The following is a 15,527-nucleotide window of genomic DNA, read 5'->3' on the forward strand; positions in this document are numbered from 1 at the left end:
ATGGAGCAACCCATGTTCAGTGCCCTCGCCGATATCGTCATCGGTTTCTTCGAGTTCGTGATGGATGTCCTGCTGTTCCGGGGCCAGCGCCGCGCGCAGGGCCACCGGGAGCGCAGCGCCATGGAAGACACAATCGAAGTCGCGCGCTTCGATTTCGTCACGCTGTTTTTCATAGCGCTGGTCAGCGCCGGCCTGATGTTCGTTCTGGCTTTCGCATTTGGTGTTCCGGCGGGCTGGAGCATAGGGATAGGCCTGGCCGTCGGCACGATCTGGGGGGTCTGGCGGTACCACCGGTTGGTGCGCGAGCCATGATGGGCACGCGCCACTGGCCGCTTCCGGGGACCCAGCGGTCTGCCGGGTCTTACGCTATCGGCGCGATAGGCAAGGCCGCTTGCAAGCTTTGTGCACCGCGCGGATAATCCAACCATTATGAAAATCCTCACCAACGTGATCAAGGCATCGTTCGCCACCTAGTTGCGCCCCTCGATCGCGTGTCGGAGGGCTGTGCGCCTTCCGGACCCAACAACCCCGGCAGGCTTCGTCCCTCCCGGGGTTTTTTGTTTTCAGGCCACTCACTCACCACCAACCCATGCGTACCTACGACAAGTTGATCGCCACGATTCCCGACCGCCGGAGCATGAGCCCCGTGCGCCCGGGCTCCGGCGACAGCACAAGCAATTCCCATCGACGCTAGCCCCCAGGCGAATCCTTTTTTGTGAAGCCTGGGCTGGCGCAATGCCAACCAGGCGGCAGCTGCTCGCAGAGCCGAGTGCAGCCGCAAGAAAGATTGAAAGATTCGCCATGACCAAGAATTCACGCAACCCCAACAGCAACGCGCAACTGCGCAACCTCGGTGTCATCGCCCACGTTGACGCGGGCAAGACCACGACCACCGAACGCATCCTGTTCTACACCGGCGAAAGCCACCGCATCGGCGAAGTGCACAACGGCACCGCGCACATGGACTTCGACCCGCAAGAGCAAAAGCGCGGCATCACCATCAACAGCGCGGCCGTCACCGTGCACTGGAAGGGCACTCAGCTCAACCTGATCGACACGCCCGGCCACATCGACTTCAACATCGAGGTGAACCGTTCGCTGCGCGTGCTCGACGGCGCGGTCGTGGTGTTCGACGGCGTGGCCGGCGTGGAGCCGCAGACCGAGACCAACTGGCGCCTGGCCGACAAGTACCGCGTGCCGCGCATCGCCTTCATCAACAAGCTCGACCGCGTGGGAGCCGACTTTCACCGAGTGGTGGCCATGATGGAAGAACGCCTGGGCGTGCGCGTGGTGCCGCTGCAGATCCCCATCGGCGCGGAAGGTGACTTCTGCGGCGTGGTGGACTTGCTGAGCCTGCGCGCCCGCATCTGGGACAAGGACGACGCGAGTGCGCCCTACCGCGAAGCCGATGTGCCCGCCGACCTGCTTGAGCAAGCCGTGCGCAGCCGCGCCCGCCTGGTCGAAGCCGCCGTGGAGCACGACGAAGCCGCCCTGCAGGCCTATGTGAACGGCGAAGAGATCGCCGTGGACCTGCTGCGCGCCGCCATCCGCAAGGGTGTGCTGGCCGGCGCCTTCGTGCCTGCACTGGCCGGCTCGGCCTTCAAGAACCGCGGCGTAGAGCCTTTGCTCGACGCCGGGGTGGACTACCTGCCCTCGCCCGACGACATCGTCCGCGAAGGCGGCAAACCGGCAACGGCGGCCGACCCGTTCGCGGCCCTGGCGTTCAAGATCGTCACCGACGACCATGGCGCCAAGGTGTTCGTGCGCGTGTACGCAGGCCGGCTGGCCCGCGGCGACGTGGTGCTCAACACCAGCACGGGCAAGACCGAGCGCGTGTCGCGCCTGTACGAAGTGCATGCCGACAAGCACATCGAGCGCGACGAGCTGGTGGCCGGTGACATCGCCGCCATCGTGGGCCTCAAGGACACGCTGACGGGGCACACCCTGAGCGACCCGGCCCACCCCGTGGTGCTGGAGCAGATCAGCGTGCCCGAGCCGGTGATCCACGTGGCCATCGAGCCCAAGGCGAGCGCAGACCAGCAAGGCCTGTCCAAGGCCCTGCAGTCCCTGCTGCGCGAAGACCCGAGCCTCAGGCTGCAGCACGACGCCGAATCCGGCCAGACCATTCTGTCCGGCATGGGCGAGCTGCAGCTCGAAGTCTCGATCGAGAAGCTGCGCGCACGCCACGGCGTGAACGTGTCGGTCGGCCGCCCCCAGGTGGCTTATCGCGAAACCATTTCAAAGAGTGTGGAGGTACACCATGTGCACAAGAAGCAAACCGGCGGCCCCGGCCAGTTCGCCGAGGTGAGGCTGCTGCTTGAGCCCCTGCCAAGGGGCGAAGGCATCCGCTTTGAAAACCGCATCGTCGGCGGCGCCGTGCCGCGCGAGTTCATCCCCGCAGTGGAGGCCGGCATCCGCCGCGCCGCCCTGGCAGGCGTGGTCGCCGGCTTCCCCGCCGTGGACTTTGTCGCCACGCTGGTGGATGGCAGCTTCCACGAGCGCGACTCGTCCACGCTGGCCTTCGAGCTGGCGGCCATGGCCGCCTTCCGTGAAGGGTTTGCGAAGGCCGGGCCCCAGGTGCTCGAACCCGTGATGGCCGTCGAGGTCATCACCCCGGCCGACTACCTGGGCGATGCCATCGGCGACCTGAACCGCCGCCGCGGCGTGGTGCGCGGCCAGGGCCAACGCGGCAACGCCGCCACGGTCGAGGCCGAGGTACCGCTGAAAGAGATGTTCGGCTACATCGGTAGTTTGCGTGCGCTGTCTTCGGGGCGTGCGCAGTATTCGATGCAGCTGGACCACTATGGGGTGGTGCCTGCGGGGGCGATGGCTGCGCTGGTGGGCTGAATGAGCCGGGCTTGATGGCCTGGCAGCGCAAAGACGGAAGGGGCGTGGACGGGAGTCTGCGCCCCTTTTCTTTCTTGCGACAAGCGCATGCATGGCCGCATTCCGCCAGAAGCTCACATGGTCCTCACAGACTTCATGCTCAGCTCACACCGCGCCTCAACACTTGCGCGCAATTTAGAGACTCGTGAAGGTTGGCAATGGGTATCGTAATCATGGCTGTTGGCTTCGGCTTGTTCTGCATGGCGCTATTGGGAGTGGCGGTCTTCTTCACGGCAAAGGGGATTGCATACGCCCTCGGGTCAGCGGCCTACCTGCTGTTTCAACGCCGACCTCCGGCGGCAGCACTGCGTCTTGCGTCAGCCGCTTGCACCCTCTGCCTGTTGATTCTGCTGCCCATGCGAGGGTGCGACTATCTGCAGGTGCAGATGTACCGCAAGGCGATCCCACCGCAGTTCGAACTGCTTGACGCCATCTACCACGATGAGATCTCTGGCTTTCGAGAGGGCTGCGGCATGGCCATCTTCCGTCTTTCCGACGAGAGCATTGCGAGGATTCACCACGGAGGCTTGGGCTACCTGGAATCAGCTCGCCAGGGCCGAGATGGCACGCCTTACCACCACTACGAACCGTGGACAGCCACCCCGGCATCTAAACAAGAGAACCTCTTTCGCGGTGCCCATTGCGTGAAAAATGCGCCCGCATTGCTACAGCAGGCACAGCAACGCGTTGACAAGCAAGGCGCCTTCTTCACGACCGGCCCCGAGCACGATCTGGTGCTCGTACCTTCTCTGGGATTGATCATCTTCTCGTACGACGGTTGAGTTGCAGTCCATGAAGGCGACGCGACCCCAGAGGAACTGAGGAAACTGAAAAGACCAAAGAGAGTGCGTCACTACTGCTGCGTTGGAGCGGCGCCGGACCGATTTTTCTTGCCGTGCAACGGGGCGGATGATAATCTAGTCAGAATGACCAGATTCAACGCACCCGATAGCCCATCCTCCGCCAAGCGCCCGGCCCCGCCTCCGGGGCACTGGCTGCTTCAGGACGCAAAAGCACGCTTTAGCGAGCTGGTGCGGCGCGTGCGCAGCGAGGGTCCCCAGCATGTCACCATCCACGGGCGGGATGAGGTCGTCGTCATCGCGGTGGAGGACTTCCGGCGCCTGCAGGGCGCACGGACCGGCCAGGCATTGGTCGATGCCCTCCAGGCCTCGCCCCACCAGGACATCGAGTTGGCGCTGGCACCACCCGTGGCCGCACCCGTTCGGGACGTGGACCTGTGAAGGGCTTCCTAGTCGACACGAACATCCTGTCCGAGTTGCGGCGTCCCCGCCCGGAACCCCGGGTGGTCGCCTTCGTCAGCGCCCAAGCGCTGGAAAGCCTTTTCGTCAGCTCCGTGAGCTTCGCCGAAATCCGTTTCGGCATCGAGCGGATCGACGACCTTCACAAGCGGTCCGTCCTGACGGATTGGCTGAACCTCGAACTGCGTCCGATGTTCGAGAACCGGCTGCTGCCGGTCAGCGAGGATGTCATGCTGCGATGGAGGCTCCTGGTCGAGGAGGGCCGCAAGGCGGGCCACTCGTTTCCACAGCCGGACCTCATCATTGCGGCCACCGCCTTGCACCATGGCCTGTCCGTCGTGACCCGGGATACGGGCGGGTATGACAAGACTGGCGTTTCGTTGGTCAATCCTTGGGTGAATTGAAGGTGAACTTGCAATAGCAAAGTACCCGGTCTGATGGTGCAAAACGAGCGCAGAACCACCAGCTCACGCCGGCACTGCCTTCATGCCATCAATTCCAGTGATTGATTGCACTCGCAGCATTTCTACAAACTGCGCTCCCGCCAACAGCAGCGCAATCGTCTCATTGTGGCCGCAATAGCGCTGGCTTCCGTGTTGCGTTCCCGCGCCACCGCTTGTCGCGGCGCTGGCAGCGCCCCTACCATGGCCCTCCCATGCCTACAGACACCAGCGCCACCCCGACGACCACCACTCTCCCCCACCGCTTCCTGCGCTTCCTCGGCCCCCTGCTCGCCACCAACCTGCTCCAGGCGCTCGGCGGCACGGTGATCACCATCTGCCTGGGGCAGTTGCTGGGCGCGCGGGCCCTGGCCGCGGCGGTCAGCTTCTTTCCGCTGTTCATGTGCTGCATCGCGTTCGTGATCGGGCTGGGCGCGGGCTCGTCGGTGCTGGTCGGCCAGGCCTGGGGGGGGCGCGACACTGACAAGGTGCGCCGCGTGGCTGGCGCCGTGCTGGTCGGCGGCTTGGCACTGGGCTGCTTGGTGGCGGTGCTGGGCGCCACGGTCATTGGCGAGCTGCTGCGCGCACTGGGCACGGCAGACGATGTGCTGCCGGAGGCGATTGCCTATGCGCGCATCCTGTTCCTCGCGATGCCGGTGCTGTTCGTGCACCAGCTGGCTGCGGCCCTGCTGCGCGGCCTGGGTGACACGACCACGCCGCTGCGCGTGCTGGTGCTGGCATCGGGCCTGTGGATGCTGCTCACGCCGGCCTTCATCCTGGGCTGGCTCGGGCTGCCCCGGCTGGGCACCGCCAGTGCTGGTTGGGCGAGCCTCATCGGCAATGGCGTGGCCGTGGCCTGGCTCGCGTGGCACTTGCACCGCAAGGACCACCTGCTGGCCCCAAGGCACCTGCGGCCCCACCTGCGCTGGGATGTGCCCCTGCTGCGCACCGTGGCGCGGCTGGGCGTGCCCACCGGGCTGTTCTTTATCACCAGCTCGCTGGCCGATGTGCTCTTGCTCCGGCTGGTGAACGGCTACGGTTGGCAGGCCACGGCCGCCTGGGGCACGGTGAACCAGGTGATGGCCTATGTGCAGATGCCCGCCATGTCGATTGCGATTGCAGCCTCTGTGTTTGCAGCGCAGGCCATTGGCGCCAACAACCCCGATGAAGTGCGCCGCGTCACGCGGGTGGGGCTGTGGATGAACCTGGGCCTGACCGGCGGCCTGGCCTGCATCGTGGCGGCGGCCTCTCCACTGGCAACCCGCCTGTTCACCAGCGACCCGGCCGTCGTGGGCCTGGCCGCCACGGTGCTTCGCATCACCGTATGGGGCAGCCTTGCGTTCGGCATGGCCAGCGTGTTCACCGGCGTCATGCGCTCGGCGGGCACGGTGCGCGTGCCCACCACGATCTCGCTGTCTTGCCTGGCCTTCTTGCTGGTGCCGCTGGCCTACGCCCTGCAGCAGGTGCTGGGCCTGCAGGGCATATGGGCCAGCTATCCGCTGACCTACCTGTGCGCGCTGGTGCTGCAGGCGACCTACTTCTACGCCGTGTGGCGCAAGCGGCCGATCACGCGGCTGGTGTAGCGTGGCTGGCGGGTCTGCTTGACCTCAAGTGCGGTTGATGTTTTATAAACACGGGCAATGCAACTACCAAGGCCCCTGCACCATGGACATGAAACCCCTCGAAGCCCTGCTCCAGCGCGGGGTGGACAACGCCGTGCTCAGGTTCACGCTGGGATCGCACTACCTGAAGATGAACGACGCAGGCACAGCCATCACCCACCTTCAGCGGTGCCTGCAATGGTCCCCGGACTACTCGGCCGCGTGGAAGCTGCTGGGCAAGGCCCACGCGCTCAACGCCAACACCGAGGCCGCACAGGACACCTGGACCCAGGGCATGGCCGTGGCCGACCGAATGGGTGATCACCAGGCCCGCAAGGAGATGCAGGTCTTCCTGCGCCGCCTGCAGCGCACAGACCAGCCCCCAGGTATCAGCCCCTCCACATCCTGAATGTCACGTACAGGGTGTACGCCAGGAACAGCACTATCCACGCCAGAAAGAACATGTTGCTCCAGTACTGGCCCGCCTGCTCTGCCAGGGTGTAGACCTGCCCTCGGCACCCCTTTCCCACGCATTCGATCTCGCCCTTGGCCAGCGCACGCAGCAGGCCGAAGGACAGAAAGCCGGTGATGGCAGCGCACACCACGAAGCCCACCGGCCCCAGGGGCGGCTTGGTGACTTCGTCGTTCTCGTCGCGATAACCTTTGGCAAGCTGCTTCTGCCCATAGCGGTACACGGCATACCCGAGAAGAAGCATCAGCGTGTAGTAAATGATGTCGATCATGTCATCAAGCCGTGGTGTCGATGAGGTGGATAAGCAGGCAGGCTGGCGGATAAGACGTTGGCAACGATGGTATCCGAGCGCGGTTGGGTGGCGCTTGAGCCCATGCAGACACAGGGCCAACCCCGATCCGTGTGATGATGTCAACCGAACTAGAACGGACACACTTCCATGGCAACCCCTCCCGACAATATCAGCATGGCCCTGTTTTGCGACTTTGAAAACGTCGCCCTGGGCGTGCGCGATGCGCAGTACGACAAATTCGACATCAAGCCCATCCTGGAGCGCCTGCTGCTCAAGGGCTCCATCGTGGTCAAGAAGGCCTATTGCGATTGGGAGCGCTACAAGGGCTTCAAGGCCACCATGCACGAGGCCAATTTCGAGCTGATCGAGATCCCCCACGTGCGCCAGTCGGGCAAGAACTCGGCCGACATCCGCTTGGTGGTGGACGCGCTGGACCTGTGCTACACCAAGTCGCACGTCAACACCTTCGTCATCATCAGCGGCGATTCGGACTTCTCGCCCCTGGTCTCCAAGCTGCGCGAGAACAACAAGCAGGTCATCGGCGTGGGCGTCAAGCAGTCCACCTCGGACCTGTTGATCGCCAACTGCGACGAGTTCATCTTCTACGACGACCTGGTGCGCGAAAAGCAGCGCGCCCTGGCCCGGCGCCAGAGCCCCGGCTCGCCGCCCGCGCCGCGCCGCACACCCGAGGAAGAGCGCAGCCGCAAGGAATCGCAGGACGTGCGCCGCGCCCAGGGCGTGGAGCTGGCGGTGGAGACCTTCGAGGCCCTGACCTCCGAGCGCGGCGACAGCGGCAAGATCTGGGCATCGGTGCTCAAGGAAGCCATCAAGCGCCGCAAGCCCGATTTCAGCGAAAGCTATTACGGCTTTCGCACCTTCGGCAACCTGCTCGAAGAGGCGCAGGCGCGCGGGCTGCTGGAGTTTGGCCGCGACGAGCGGTCCGGCGCGTATGTGTTCCGCCACCTGGGCGCAGTGGCCGGCGACGGGCTCGAACCTGTAGGCCGCAGCGATGCAGCCCCCGCCGAACGCCAGGGCAACAACGCGGGCAACCAGCGCCATGACTTCCACGCCGTGGCAGCGCTGCCGGATGCCTCCGGCGGCAGCGGCGAAGGCGGTGGTGGGCGTGGCGGCCGCTCACGCGGGCGCCGTGGAGAAGGCTCCGCGCGATCCGGGGCGGCGCAGCAGCATGCGGATGCGCGGCAAGACCTGCAGCAGCCACAGCGTGCAGACGCCCGCACAGACCACCAGGACGCCGATGAGCGCGACGACGCGCCAGCCGAGCGCCCGGCCCGCACCAGCTACTTCACCCAGCCAGCGCCCGCCCCCGTGCCAGCGCCAGAGCCTGCTGAAGCACAACCGCCCTACCGCGACGAGCCGGCAGACGATGCCTCGGCCGAAGACGAGCGTGCCGAGGCAGCAGCCGCTGCGATGGTAGACGCGCTGGGCGACGCTTCAGACAACGTTGGCGCAGCAGCTGCGGCCCCCGCGCGAGCGCCCCGCAGCCGCCGTGCGGCAACGGCACCTGCACCGCGCAAGGGCGCAAGCAGCGGCGGCGGGCGCAAGCCAGCCGCAGCGCAGGCCGAAGCACCTGCGGCCGAGCCCGCACCGGCAAGGGCCAAGAAGGCGGCCACTGCCGCCCCTGCGGTCGCACCCGCCAAGGCTGCGGCTGTGCCCCGCGCACGCAAGCCACGCGGTGAAGGCAAGTCGGCCAAAGCTGCGGAATAGGCCGCTTTGCGCATCCTTGCGGCCGAGCGACTACCGCCGCTGGCCGCAAGGGCCCCATCGGACATGTAGCGGTTGTTGCTGTCGTCGAGGACAGGGGACTCATCCACCCCTTCTACGAATCGCCAGCATAGCCATGGAGGCCGCCATGCGCATGGCGCAAGGCCACAGGGAAGCGCTCGCCGGCGATTTTTACCTGCGACCTGGTCGCCTGCGCAGTGCAGGGCGTTCAGCAGGAACGCACGCAGACCCTGCCGGGCGGCGCAAGGCCACCGCCGCTGCGGCCAGCCCAGGCACCACCCATTTGGCCCGACACGCATAGGTGACCTGGCCACCGCAGACAGGGCACTGGGCCGAAGTGCGCTTGGGGATTGGAAAGCCGACGCCTCTTGAACACCAAGGGCATTTCATTTCAGCGGCGTACTTGGTTCGGGTGGGAGCATCAGAGGGGAAGAGGCGTCGAGAGCGGCCGCTACAAGCACTCGACAAAAGTCTAGGTTGCGCTCGGCTCCATGGGGCTGTCGGCACCGCCATGCCCATGGCCAGAGGACTTCATACCCACATCACACAGGCTCGCAATACTCGATCCAAGGCCCGACAGCGGCCTCTTCAGGATCGACAGACAGGGCGCGGCGGCGGGCCGGCCCAGGCATGAGAGCAACACCCCTTGAACCCTGCAATACCTTCTGCTGCTGCAGCCGACAGCCACACCCACGGCGCACTGCGCCTGACGCGCGGCGTCGCGCTCGCCTGGCTTTTCGCCCATGCGGCCACGCCGATGTTCCAGGCACTGGGCTGGACGGCGCTGAACAAGGATGTGCGGCCCGATGACCCGCTTGCCTCATGGCTTCCGTTCGCGTTGGCATTGCTGGGGGGATTGGCCCTGCCCGCTCCCCTGCTGCTGCACGCCCTGGTGATGCGGCGGGCGGCACCGGCGCTGCGCTGGCGCCAGATCGTGCTGGCCATGCCGGTCGTGTGGGTGGCGAGCATGGCGGCTGAGGCCGCGGCGGGTGTTGCATACCGGATGACGATTGTGGTCATGCGCAGCGTCTTCCCGCTCGCCGAATTCCGTTCGGAGGAGTTCGTCGGCCTGCCATGGAGGCTGTTCATTGGACCCGCTGGCGCCCTCTTCGCCATTGGCGTGCTGGTGCTGGCCTGGCTCTTCGCCCGCGTCACCCATGTGCGGCGGTGGGTGCCGCTGGTCGCGATGATCGGCGCCACCATGGCCGTTGCGCTCTTGTGGGGGCTGTGGGCGCTGGCCGGGGTGAACGTCGATCTGCTGTCTAGCGCCATGAACGGCTGGACATGGGGCAGACGCGCCTCGGCACTGGTCGCTCAGACTCTGGCGCACGCCATCTGGGCCGCCGTCGCGCTGCTGATCTTTGCGCAGGCCGTGGGCGTACCGCATGGCCCGTTGCTGCAGACATCGCAGCAGCGCCTCAGGCTCGGCGCAGCGGCGCTGGTCGGCGCAGCGGCGCTGGTCGGCGCACTGCTGGTGCCAGGTATCGTGGCCGCGCTGGCGCCCGGTGGCGGCCAGTGGCTCAAGCTGGCCGCGCAGCGCGCGCTCTCACCCGCTCCGGCCCAGGACAGCTCCGAAGGCGAGCCACTGCTTCAATACGCGTTCAGCGCACCCGTGCGGGTGCGCGAGATTCCGCGCAAAGCGTCGGTGTCACCCGATGGCCGCTGGATCATCGCGGTGGCGAGCGATCACCAGGTGATCATTGTCGATGCGGCGACCGGCAAGCTGGTGCACCGGTTCCCCGATGTCCTGCGCATGCACGAGTCGCCCGATTGGGCCTGGAGTCCGGACGCGCGGTGGCTGGCGCTGCGCACGCGCGGTCACACAGTGGTGGTGGACAAGAGCGTACGGCACCAGGTTCGCCTGCGGCTGTATGCAGTGCCGGGCTTTGCACCGGCCGGCGAGTACCGCCACACGGGAACCCATTGCCTCGCCGAATCGCATACCGAAAACGCCGTGTTGTTCGGGCGGGATGGCGCGGCCGTGTGGCTGGCCTGCGAACCGATATTCCAGCCCACGGCGGCCGACCTCCTCGCGCTCCGGCTCGATGTGCCGCTGTTGCAAGTGCAGGCAGAACGCCGCTACGGCGACCTGGCACCGTGGCGATTGCGCGGGCTCAAGAAGGTGGGCGAATCGGTGTGGTCATGGCACACCGACCACCGACCTCCGTACGCGCGCTTTCGTGACCTGGGCAGGGATCGCGTGCCCGTCGCCCTGCAGCCCCCTCCCGAAGAGCCATTCCCCCGGCCGAAATGGACCTTGCAGGAGTTTTCGTTCGACGAAAGCCGGGGAGTCGCCCGGTTCAACGCCTGGAGCGAGCGCCGCCAAGGCCAGCTGGCGTATGACATGCGGACGGGCGCGATGGTGTCGCAGACCGAAGACCCATTGCCCCCGGACGGCGCGGCTTACAGCCTGGCCTCCACTGCCAACAGCCTGCGCATAGAGCGCCGTGCCCACCCGGCATCGCGCGCAGGCGAACTCATCGCCGTCGACGCGGCCAGCGGCCTTGTGCGCCAGCGCATCCGCACTGCGGCGCAGTACCCCCTTTCGTTCAGTGCCGACGGCCGACTGCTGGTGACCCAGGCAGATGGCGAGCTGCGCGTGTACCGGATCCAGAGGGCTGCAGCTTCCCCGGGCAACGCGGAGTAAGTCTTCGCGATGGGGCGTGCCCTGGTTCGGGATGGAGTGGGGTGGAAAAGTGCCTACGCAGCGCAGCCTTCGCTCGTGAGAGTGCCTTGCAACTCGGCCTTGTGCCGCGCTCGCAGCTCCACTTCAAACTGAATGATCTTGGCCGGGGGCGTACTGCGGCACGTCACCATCAAAACCCTCCTGGGGTTGACGCGCACCACCTCGTCCACCGCAGGGGTTGCAAGCGCTGATTTGACGCTGCCGACCTGGTATGCATCGGGCCGGATGTGCACCTCCAACGGCCGGGTCATGGCCGAGCACCCGGCCAGCGCGAACAACGCGAGCAAGCCCGAAAAACCAACAAATCCCATGCGCTTCTCCCATTCAGGTTGTACTTTTTCTGCGCCGACCAGTACCGAAGACGCTTTCACGTTATGGACACATCAAGCGCATGGCCTGTCACAAAAGGTACTGACAGGCTGAGACGCCGCACCCATGGCGGCACTTCAAGCCGGCGATGGGGCATGGCCGCCGTCGGCAAAGCCTGAAAGACCCGCAAGCCCACGTAGACTGCGGGGCAACCGATTACAGCCCATGCCCACCGATACCTCCTACCGCCCCCACCTGCACCGCACCGGCCTGGCCCTGCTGATCGTGGGCGGCATCGACATCGCCGCCTGGTTCATCTGCCTGGCGCTTGATGTGCCCTATGTGTCGAGCTTCAACATCTTCTCCGTGGCAGGCGGCATCTTCCTGTTGCGCGGCAGCCTGCGCGCGGCGTCCATCGTGCGGCGCATGGCGGTCTCCATGCTGGCGCTGCTGGCCGCCGTGGTGCTGGTGTCGCCGTTGCTGCAGCCGCCGGGCCTGACGCTGGCGATGGTCAAGACGCATGCCACGCTGGCCGTGCTCGGCGGCGTGCTGCTGGTGTTCACCGTGGCGCTGATGGCGTGGCTGGCGCGCGAACTGGGCGCGCCGCCGGTGCGCGAGGCGATTGCCGCCGCCGGCCTCAAAGTGCGCAGCACGCGCTGGCCCATCGCCATAGGCGTGGGCATCGCCATGCTGCTGGCCGGTGCCAGCATGGCCCTGCAGCACACCGATGCGGCGGCGCGCGCCATGGCCCAGGCGCGTGCCGCCCATGGAGATGGCTACCGCTACCACCTGAGCCTGATCCAGGCGAAGGAAACACCCGCCGGGCGCGAGATCACGGGCACCGTGTCGGCTTGGAACGGCAATGGGGTCAAGACCGTGCCGTTCCGCTGGGTGCAATGAGGCCATGGCTGACAAACTTGTGCGCTGTCGTCCGGTTATCCTCGTAACCGCATGTCAGCCGACCCGATAAAACCCCTCCCACATCGATCTTCTGCATTCCATGGTGGCGGTGGCCTCATGGGCGCGCGCATCCGCGCATTCGACTGGGCTGCCACGCCACTGGGGCCCATTGCGCAATGGCCCGCATCGCTGCGCATCGCGGTGGACATGATGCTCGGCTCCGACTTCGCCTCGTGCCTGTTCTGGGGGCCGGACCTGATCGCCCTGTACAACGACGGCTACCACGCCATCCTGGGTGGCAAGGGCGACGCGCTCGGCCAGCCCATGCGCGTGACCTGGGCCGAGGCGTGGGAGGGCCTCCAACCCATTGCCGAAAAGGCCCTGGCGGGCGAGTCCACCTTCATCGAAGACTTCCAGCTTCGCATCGACCGCAGTGGAACGCTGGAGGATGCCTACTTCACCTTCTGCTACAGCCCCTGGTTCGACGAGCACGGCGGCATCGTCGCCATGCTCGACACCGTGGTCGAGACCACCGGCAAGGTGCTGGCCGAGCGCAAGGCCCGCTCCGAGCGGGCGCGCCAGCAGCGACTGCTGCAGCAGATGCCCGGCTTCGTGGGCGTGGTTACCGGGCCTGAACACGCCTTCGAGTACGTCAACGATGCCTACGTAAAGATCTGGGGCGCGCGCGACTTCGTCGGCCGCACGGTGCGCGAAGTGCTCCCTGAACTCATGGGCCAGGGCTATTACGAAATGCTGGACCGGGTGTACGCCACCGGCGAGCCCATGCAAGCCTCGGCCATGCCCATCCAGTTGCACGGCGAGGCCCACGAGCGCCATATTGACATCCTCTATGAAGCCATGCGCGATGAGGACGGAAGCATCCACGGCATCTTCGTCGGCGGCTACGACGTGACCGCGCGCGTGCAGGCCCAGGCCGCCGCGCAGGCCAGCGAGGCGCGGCTGCGCGCCCTCAATGCCGACCTGGAGCGCCAGGTGATCGAGCGCACCCTCTCTCGCGGCCGCGCCTGGGCCGTCAGCCCCGAGCTGCTGTGCGTGATCAACGCCAGCGGGCACTTCGAGGCCGCCAACCCCGCCTGGGAACGCACGCTGGGCTGGACGGAAGACGAGATGCAGCGCATGGGCTTTCGCGAGCTGGTGCACCCCGACGACCTGGCCGCCAGCGAGCGCGCCTGGGCCGATGCCAGCAAACGCGGCCTGCCCGTGCTGCGCTTTGAAAACCGCTACCGCATGAAGGCCGGCGGCTGGCGCTGGCTGTCGTGGGTGGCGGTGCCGGAGGACGGCCTGGTCTACTGCATCACCCGCGACGTGCAGGACGAAAAGGACCACGCCGCCGCGCTGGCAGAGCGCACGGCCGAGCGCGACGTGCTGGCCACCATCGTGCAGACGACCGACGCCTTCATCCAGGTGCTGGACCGGGACTACCGGTTTTTGGCCATCAACCAGGCCAATGCGGACGAGTACGAGCGCGTGTACGGCGTGCGCCCCGCTCCCGGTGATAGCCTGACAGCGCTGCTGAACGGCACGGGTGCCGACGTGCAGGCCGCGCTGGCGCTGTGGCAGCGTGCCATGGCCGGCGAGTCCTTCACCATCCAGGGCCAGTTCGGTAACCCCGCCATCGCCCAGCGCGAGTATGAGCTCAAGTTCGAGGTGCTGCGCGCCGCCGACGGCACGCAGATCGGCGCGTTTGCCACCGGTGTGGACATCACCGACCGGCTGCGCCAGCAGGCCGCGTTCGACGAGGCGCAAGAGGCCCTGCGCCAGGCACAGAAGATGGAGGCCGTGGGCCAGCTCACCGGCGGCATTGCGCACGATTTCAACAACCTGCTGGCCGCCATGAGCGGCAGCCTTCAGGTCATGAAGATTCAGATGGCCAAGGGCAAGCGCGAAGGCCTGGAACGCTACATCGAGATGTGCGAGCGCTCGGTGCGCAGCGCCGCCAGCCTCACGCAACGCCTCTTGGCCTTCTCGCGCCGCCAGACGCTAGACCCGCGCCCCGTGGACGTGAACCGCCTGGTCGCCAGCATGCAGGACCTGATCGCCCGCACCGTGGGCCCCACGGTGGACCTGCAGGTGACCGCCGCCCCCGACCTGTGGGCCACCCGCATCGACCCCTCGCAGCTGGAGAACGCGCTGCTCAACCTGTGCATCAACGCGCGAGACGCGATGATGCCCCAGGGCGGGCGCCTGTTCATCACCACCGGCAACCGGGCGCTGGACGAGCGCGCCGCGCGCGAACATGAACTGCCGCCCGGCGAGTACCTGGTGCTGGGCGTGGCCGACACCGGCTCCGGCATGCCGCCCGGGTTGCTCAAGCGTATCTTCGACCCCTTCTTCACCACCAAGCCCCTGGGCCAGGGCACGGGCCTGGGGCTGTCGATGGTGTATGGCTTCGTGCGCCAGTCGGGCGGGCAGGTGCGCGTGCAATCGGCCCCGGGCCAGGGCACCACCATGCACCTGTACCTGCCGCGCCACCAAGGCCAGGCGCAGGATGAAGCCGCTGCTGCCCACCACGACCTGGCGCCAGGTGCAGGCGAGACAGTGCTGGTGATCGAGGACGAGCACACCATCCGCGAGCTGGTCAGCGAGGTGCTGGCCGAGGCCGGCTACCGCGTGCTGCTGGCTGACAGCGGCCCCACGGGCCTGCACCTGCTGCAGGGCCCCGAACGCATCGACCTGCTGCTCACCGACGTGGGCCTGCCCGGCGGCCTCAACGGCCGCCAGGTGGCCGACGCCGGCCGCAGCGTGCGCCCAGGCCTGAAGGTGCTGTTCATCACCGGCTACGCCGAGAACGCCGCCGTGGGCAACGGCCTCATGGACGAAGGCATGGCCATCCTCACCAAGCCGTTTGAGATACCGCACCTGGTGAACAAGGTGCGGCAGATGCTGGATGGGGCGAGGTAGGAAGAAACTTCCCGCCT

General features: G+C 66.6%; 13 protein-coding genes. 11 read left to right on the forward strand and 2 right to left on the reverse strand.

Translation table 11 applies throughout. The features are described 5' to 3' along the window. The first annotated feature begins 12 nt into the window (after positions 1 to 12). The 7 genes from QYL93_RS28435 to QYL93_RS28465 all read left to right on the forward strand — a co-directional run bounded on the left by QYL93_RS28435 (position 13) and on the right by QYL93_RS28465 (position 6,595). A complete protein-coding gene (locus QYL93_RS28435; protein ID WP_305746821.1) occupies positions 13 to 312 on the forward strand; it encodes a hypothetical protein in 300 nt (99 codons plus the stop codon). Between the two features lie 489 nt (positions 313 to 801). Continuing rightward, positions 802 to 2,847, forward strand: coding sequence for an elongation factor G (gene fusA, locus QYL93_RS28440; protein ID WP_305746822.1), 2,046 nt, complete (start codon positions 802 to 804; stop codon positions 2,845 to 2,847). Positions 2,848 to 3,044: 197 nt separating this feature from the next. After that, a complete protein-coding gene (locus QYL93_RS28445; RefSeq protein ID WP_305746823.1) occupies positions 3,045 to 3,668 on the forward strand; it encodes a hypothetical protein in 624 nt (207 codons plus the stop codon). A gap of 144 nt (positions 3,669 to 3,812) precedes the next feature. Continuing rightward, positions 3,813 to 4,127: a type II toxin-antitoxin system Phd/YefM family antitoxin gene (locus QYL93_RS28450; protein ID WP_305746824.1), complete on the forward strand. Its 315-nt coding sequence runs from the start codon at positions 3,813 to 3,815 to the stop codon at positions 4,125 to 4,127. Beyond that, a complete protein-coding gene (locus tag QYL93_RS28455) occupies positions 4,124 to 4,549 on the forward strand; it encodes a type II toxin-antitoxin system VapC family toxin (protein ID WP_305746825.1) in 426 nt (141 codons plus the stop codon). The genes QYL93_RS28450 and QYL93_RS28455 overlap by 4 nt, the downstream gene beginning before the upstream one ends. Positions 4,550 to 4,800: 251 nt before the next feature. Next, the gene (locus QYL93_RS28460; protein ID WP_305746826.1) at positions 4,801 to 6,168 is read left to right on the forward strand and encodes an MATE family efflux transporter; all 1,368 of its coding nucleotides are present in this window, start codon (positions 4,801 to 4,803) and stop codon (positions 6,166 to 6,168) included. A gap of 82 nt (positions 6,169 to 6,250) precedes the next feature. Continuing rightward, positions 6,251 to 6,595, forward strand: coding sequence for a lipopolysaccharide assembly protein LapB (locus QYL93_RS28465; protein ID WP_305746827.1), 345 nt, complete (start codon positions 6,251 to 6,253; stop codon positions 6,593 to 6,595). Here the strand turns inward: QYL93_RS28465 and QYL93_RS28470 are convergent. Beyond that, complete coding sequence (locus QYL93_RS28470; protein WP_305746828.1) at positions 6,576 to 6,929, reverse strand: hypothetical protein; 354 nt, start codon at positions 6,927 to 6,929, stop codon at positions 6,576 to 6,578. The two genes, QYL93_RS28465 and QYL93_RS28470, sit on opposite strands and share 20 nt — an antisense overlap. Before the next feature lie 168 nt (positions 6,930 to 7,097). On the opposite strand from QYL93_RS28470, the gene QYL93_RS28475 reads away from it, so the two are divergent. Both QYL93_RS28475 and QYL93_RS28480 read left to right on the forward strand, forming a co-directional pair. Next, positions 7,098 to 8,675, forward strand: a complete 1,578-nt coding sequence (locus QYL93_RS28475; RefSeq protein ID WP_305746829.1) for an NYN domain-containing protein — start codon at positions 7,098 to 7,100, stop codon at positions 8,673 to 8,675. A gap of 664 nt (positions 8,676 to 9,339) precedes the next feature. Beyond that, positions 9,340 to 11,340, forward strand: coding sequence for a hypothetical protein (locus QYL93_RS28480; protein WP_305746830.1), 2,001 nt, complete (start codon positions 9,340 to 9,342; stop codon positions 11,338 to 11,340). Positions 11,341 to 11,393: 53 nt separating this feature from the next. Here the strand turns inward: QYL93_RS28480 and QYL93_RS28485 are convergent, their stop codons facing one another. Beyond that, positions 11,394 to 11,750 (reverse strand): hypothetical protein, encoded by a 357-nt coding sequence (locus QYL93_RS28485; protein WP_305746831.1) that lies wholly within the window; start codon positions 11,748 to 11,750, stop codon positions 11,394 to 11,396. A 163-nt stretch (positions 11,751 to 11,913) separates the two neighbouring features. Between QYL93_RS28485 and QYL93_RS28490 the strand changes: the two genes are divergently transcribed. Next, a complete protein-coding gene (locus QYL93_RS28490) occupies positions 11,914 to 12,588 on the forward strand; it encodes a hypothetical protein (protein ID WP_305746832.1) in 675 nt (224 codons plus the stop codon). 117 nt (positions 12,589 to 12,705) lie between these two features. Further along, positions 12,706 to 15,510, forward strand: coding sequence for a PAS domain-containing protein (locus QYL93_RS28495; protein ID WP_305746833.1), 2,805 nt, complete (start codon positions 12,706 to 12,708; stop codon positions 15,508 to 15,510). Positions 15,511 to 15,527 lie beyond the last annotated feature (17 nt).

It is taken from the genome of Acidovorax sp. A1169 (genome assembly GCF_030704685.1).
Classification (GTDB): Bacteria; Pseudomonadota; Gammaproteobacteria; order Burkholderiales; family Burkholderiaceae_C; genus Acidovorax.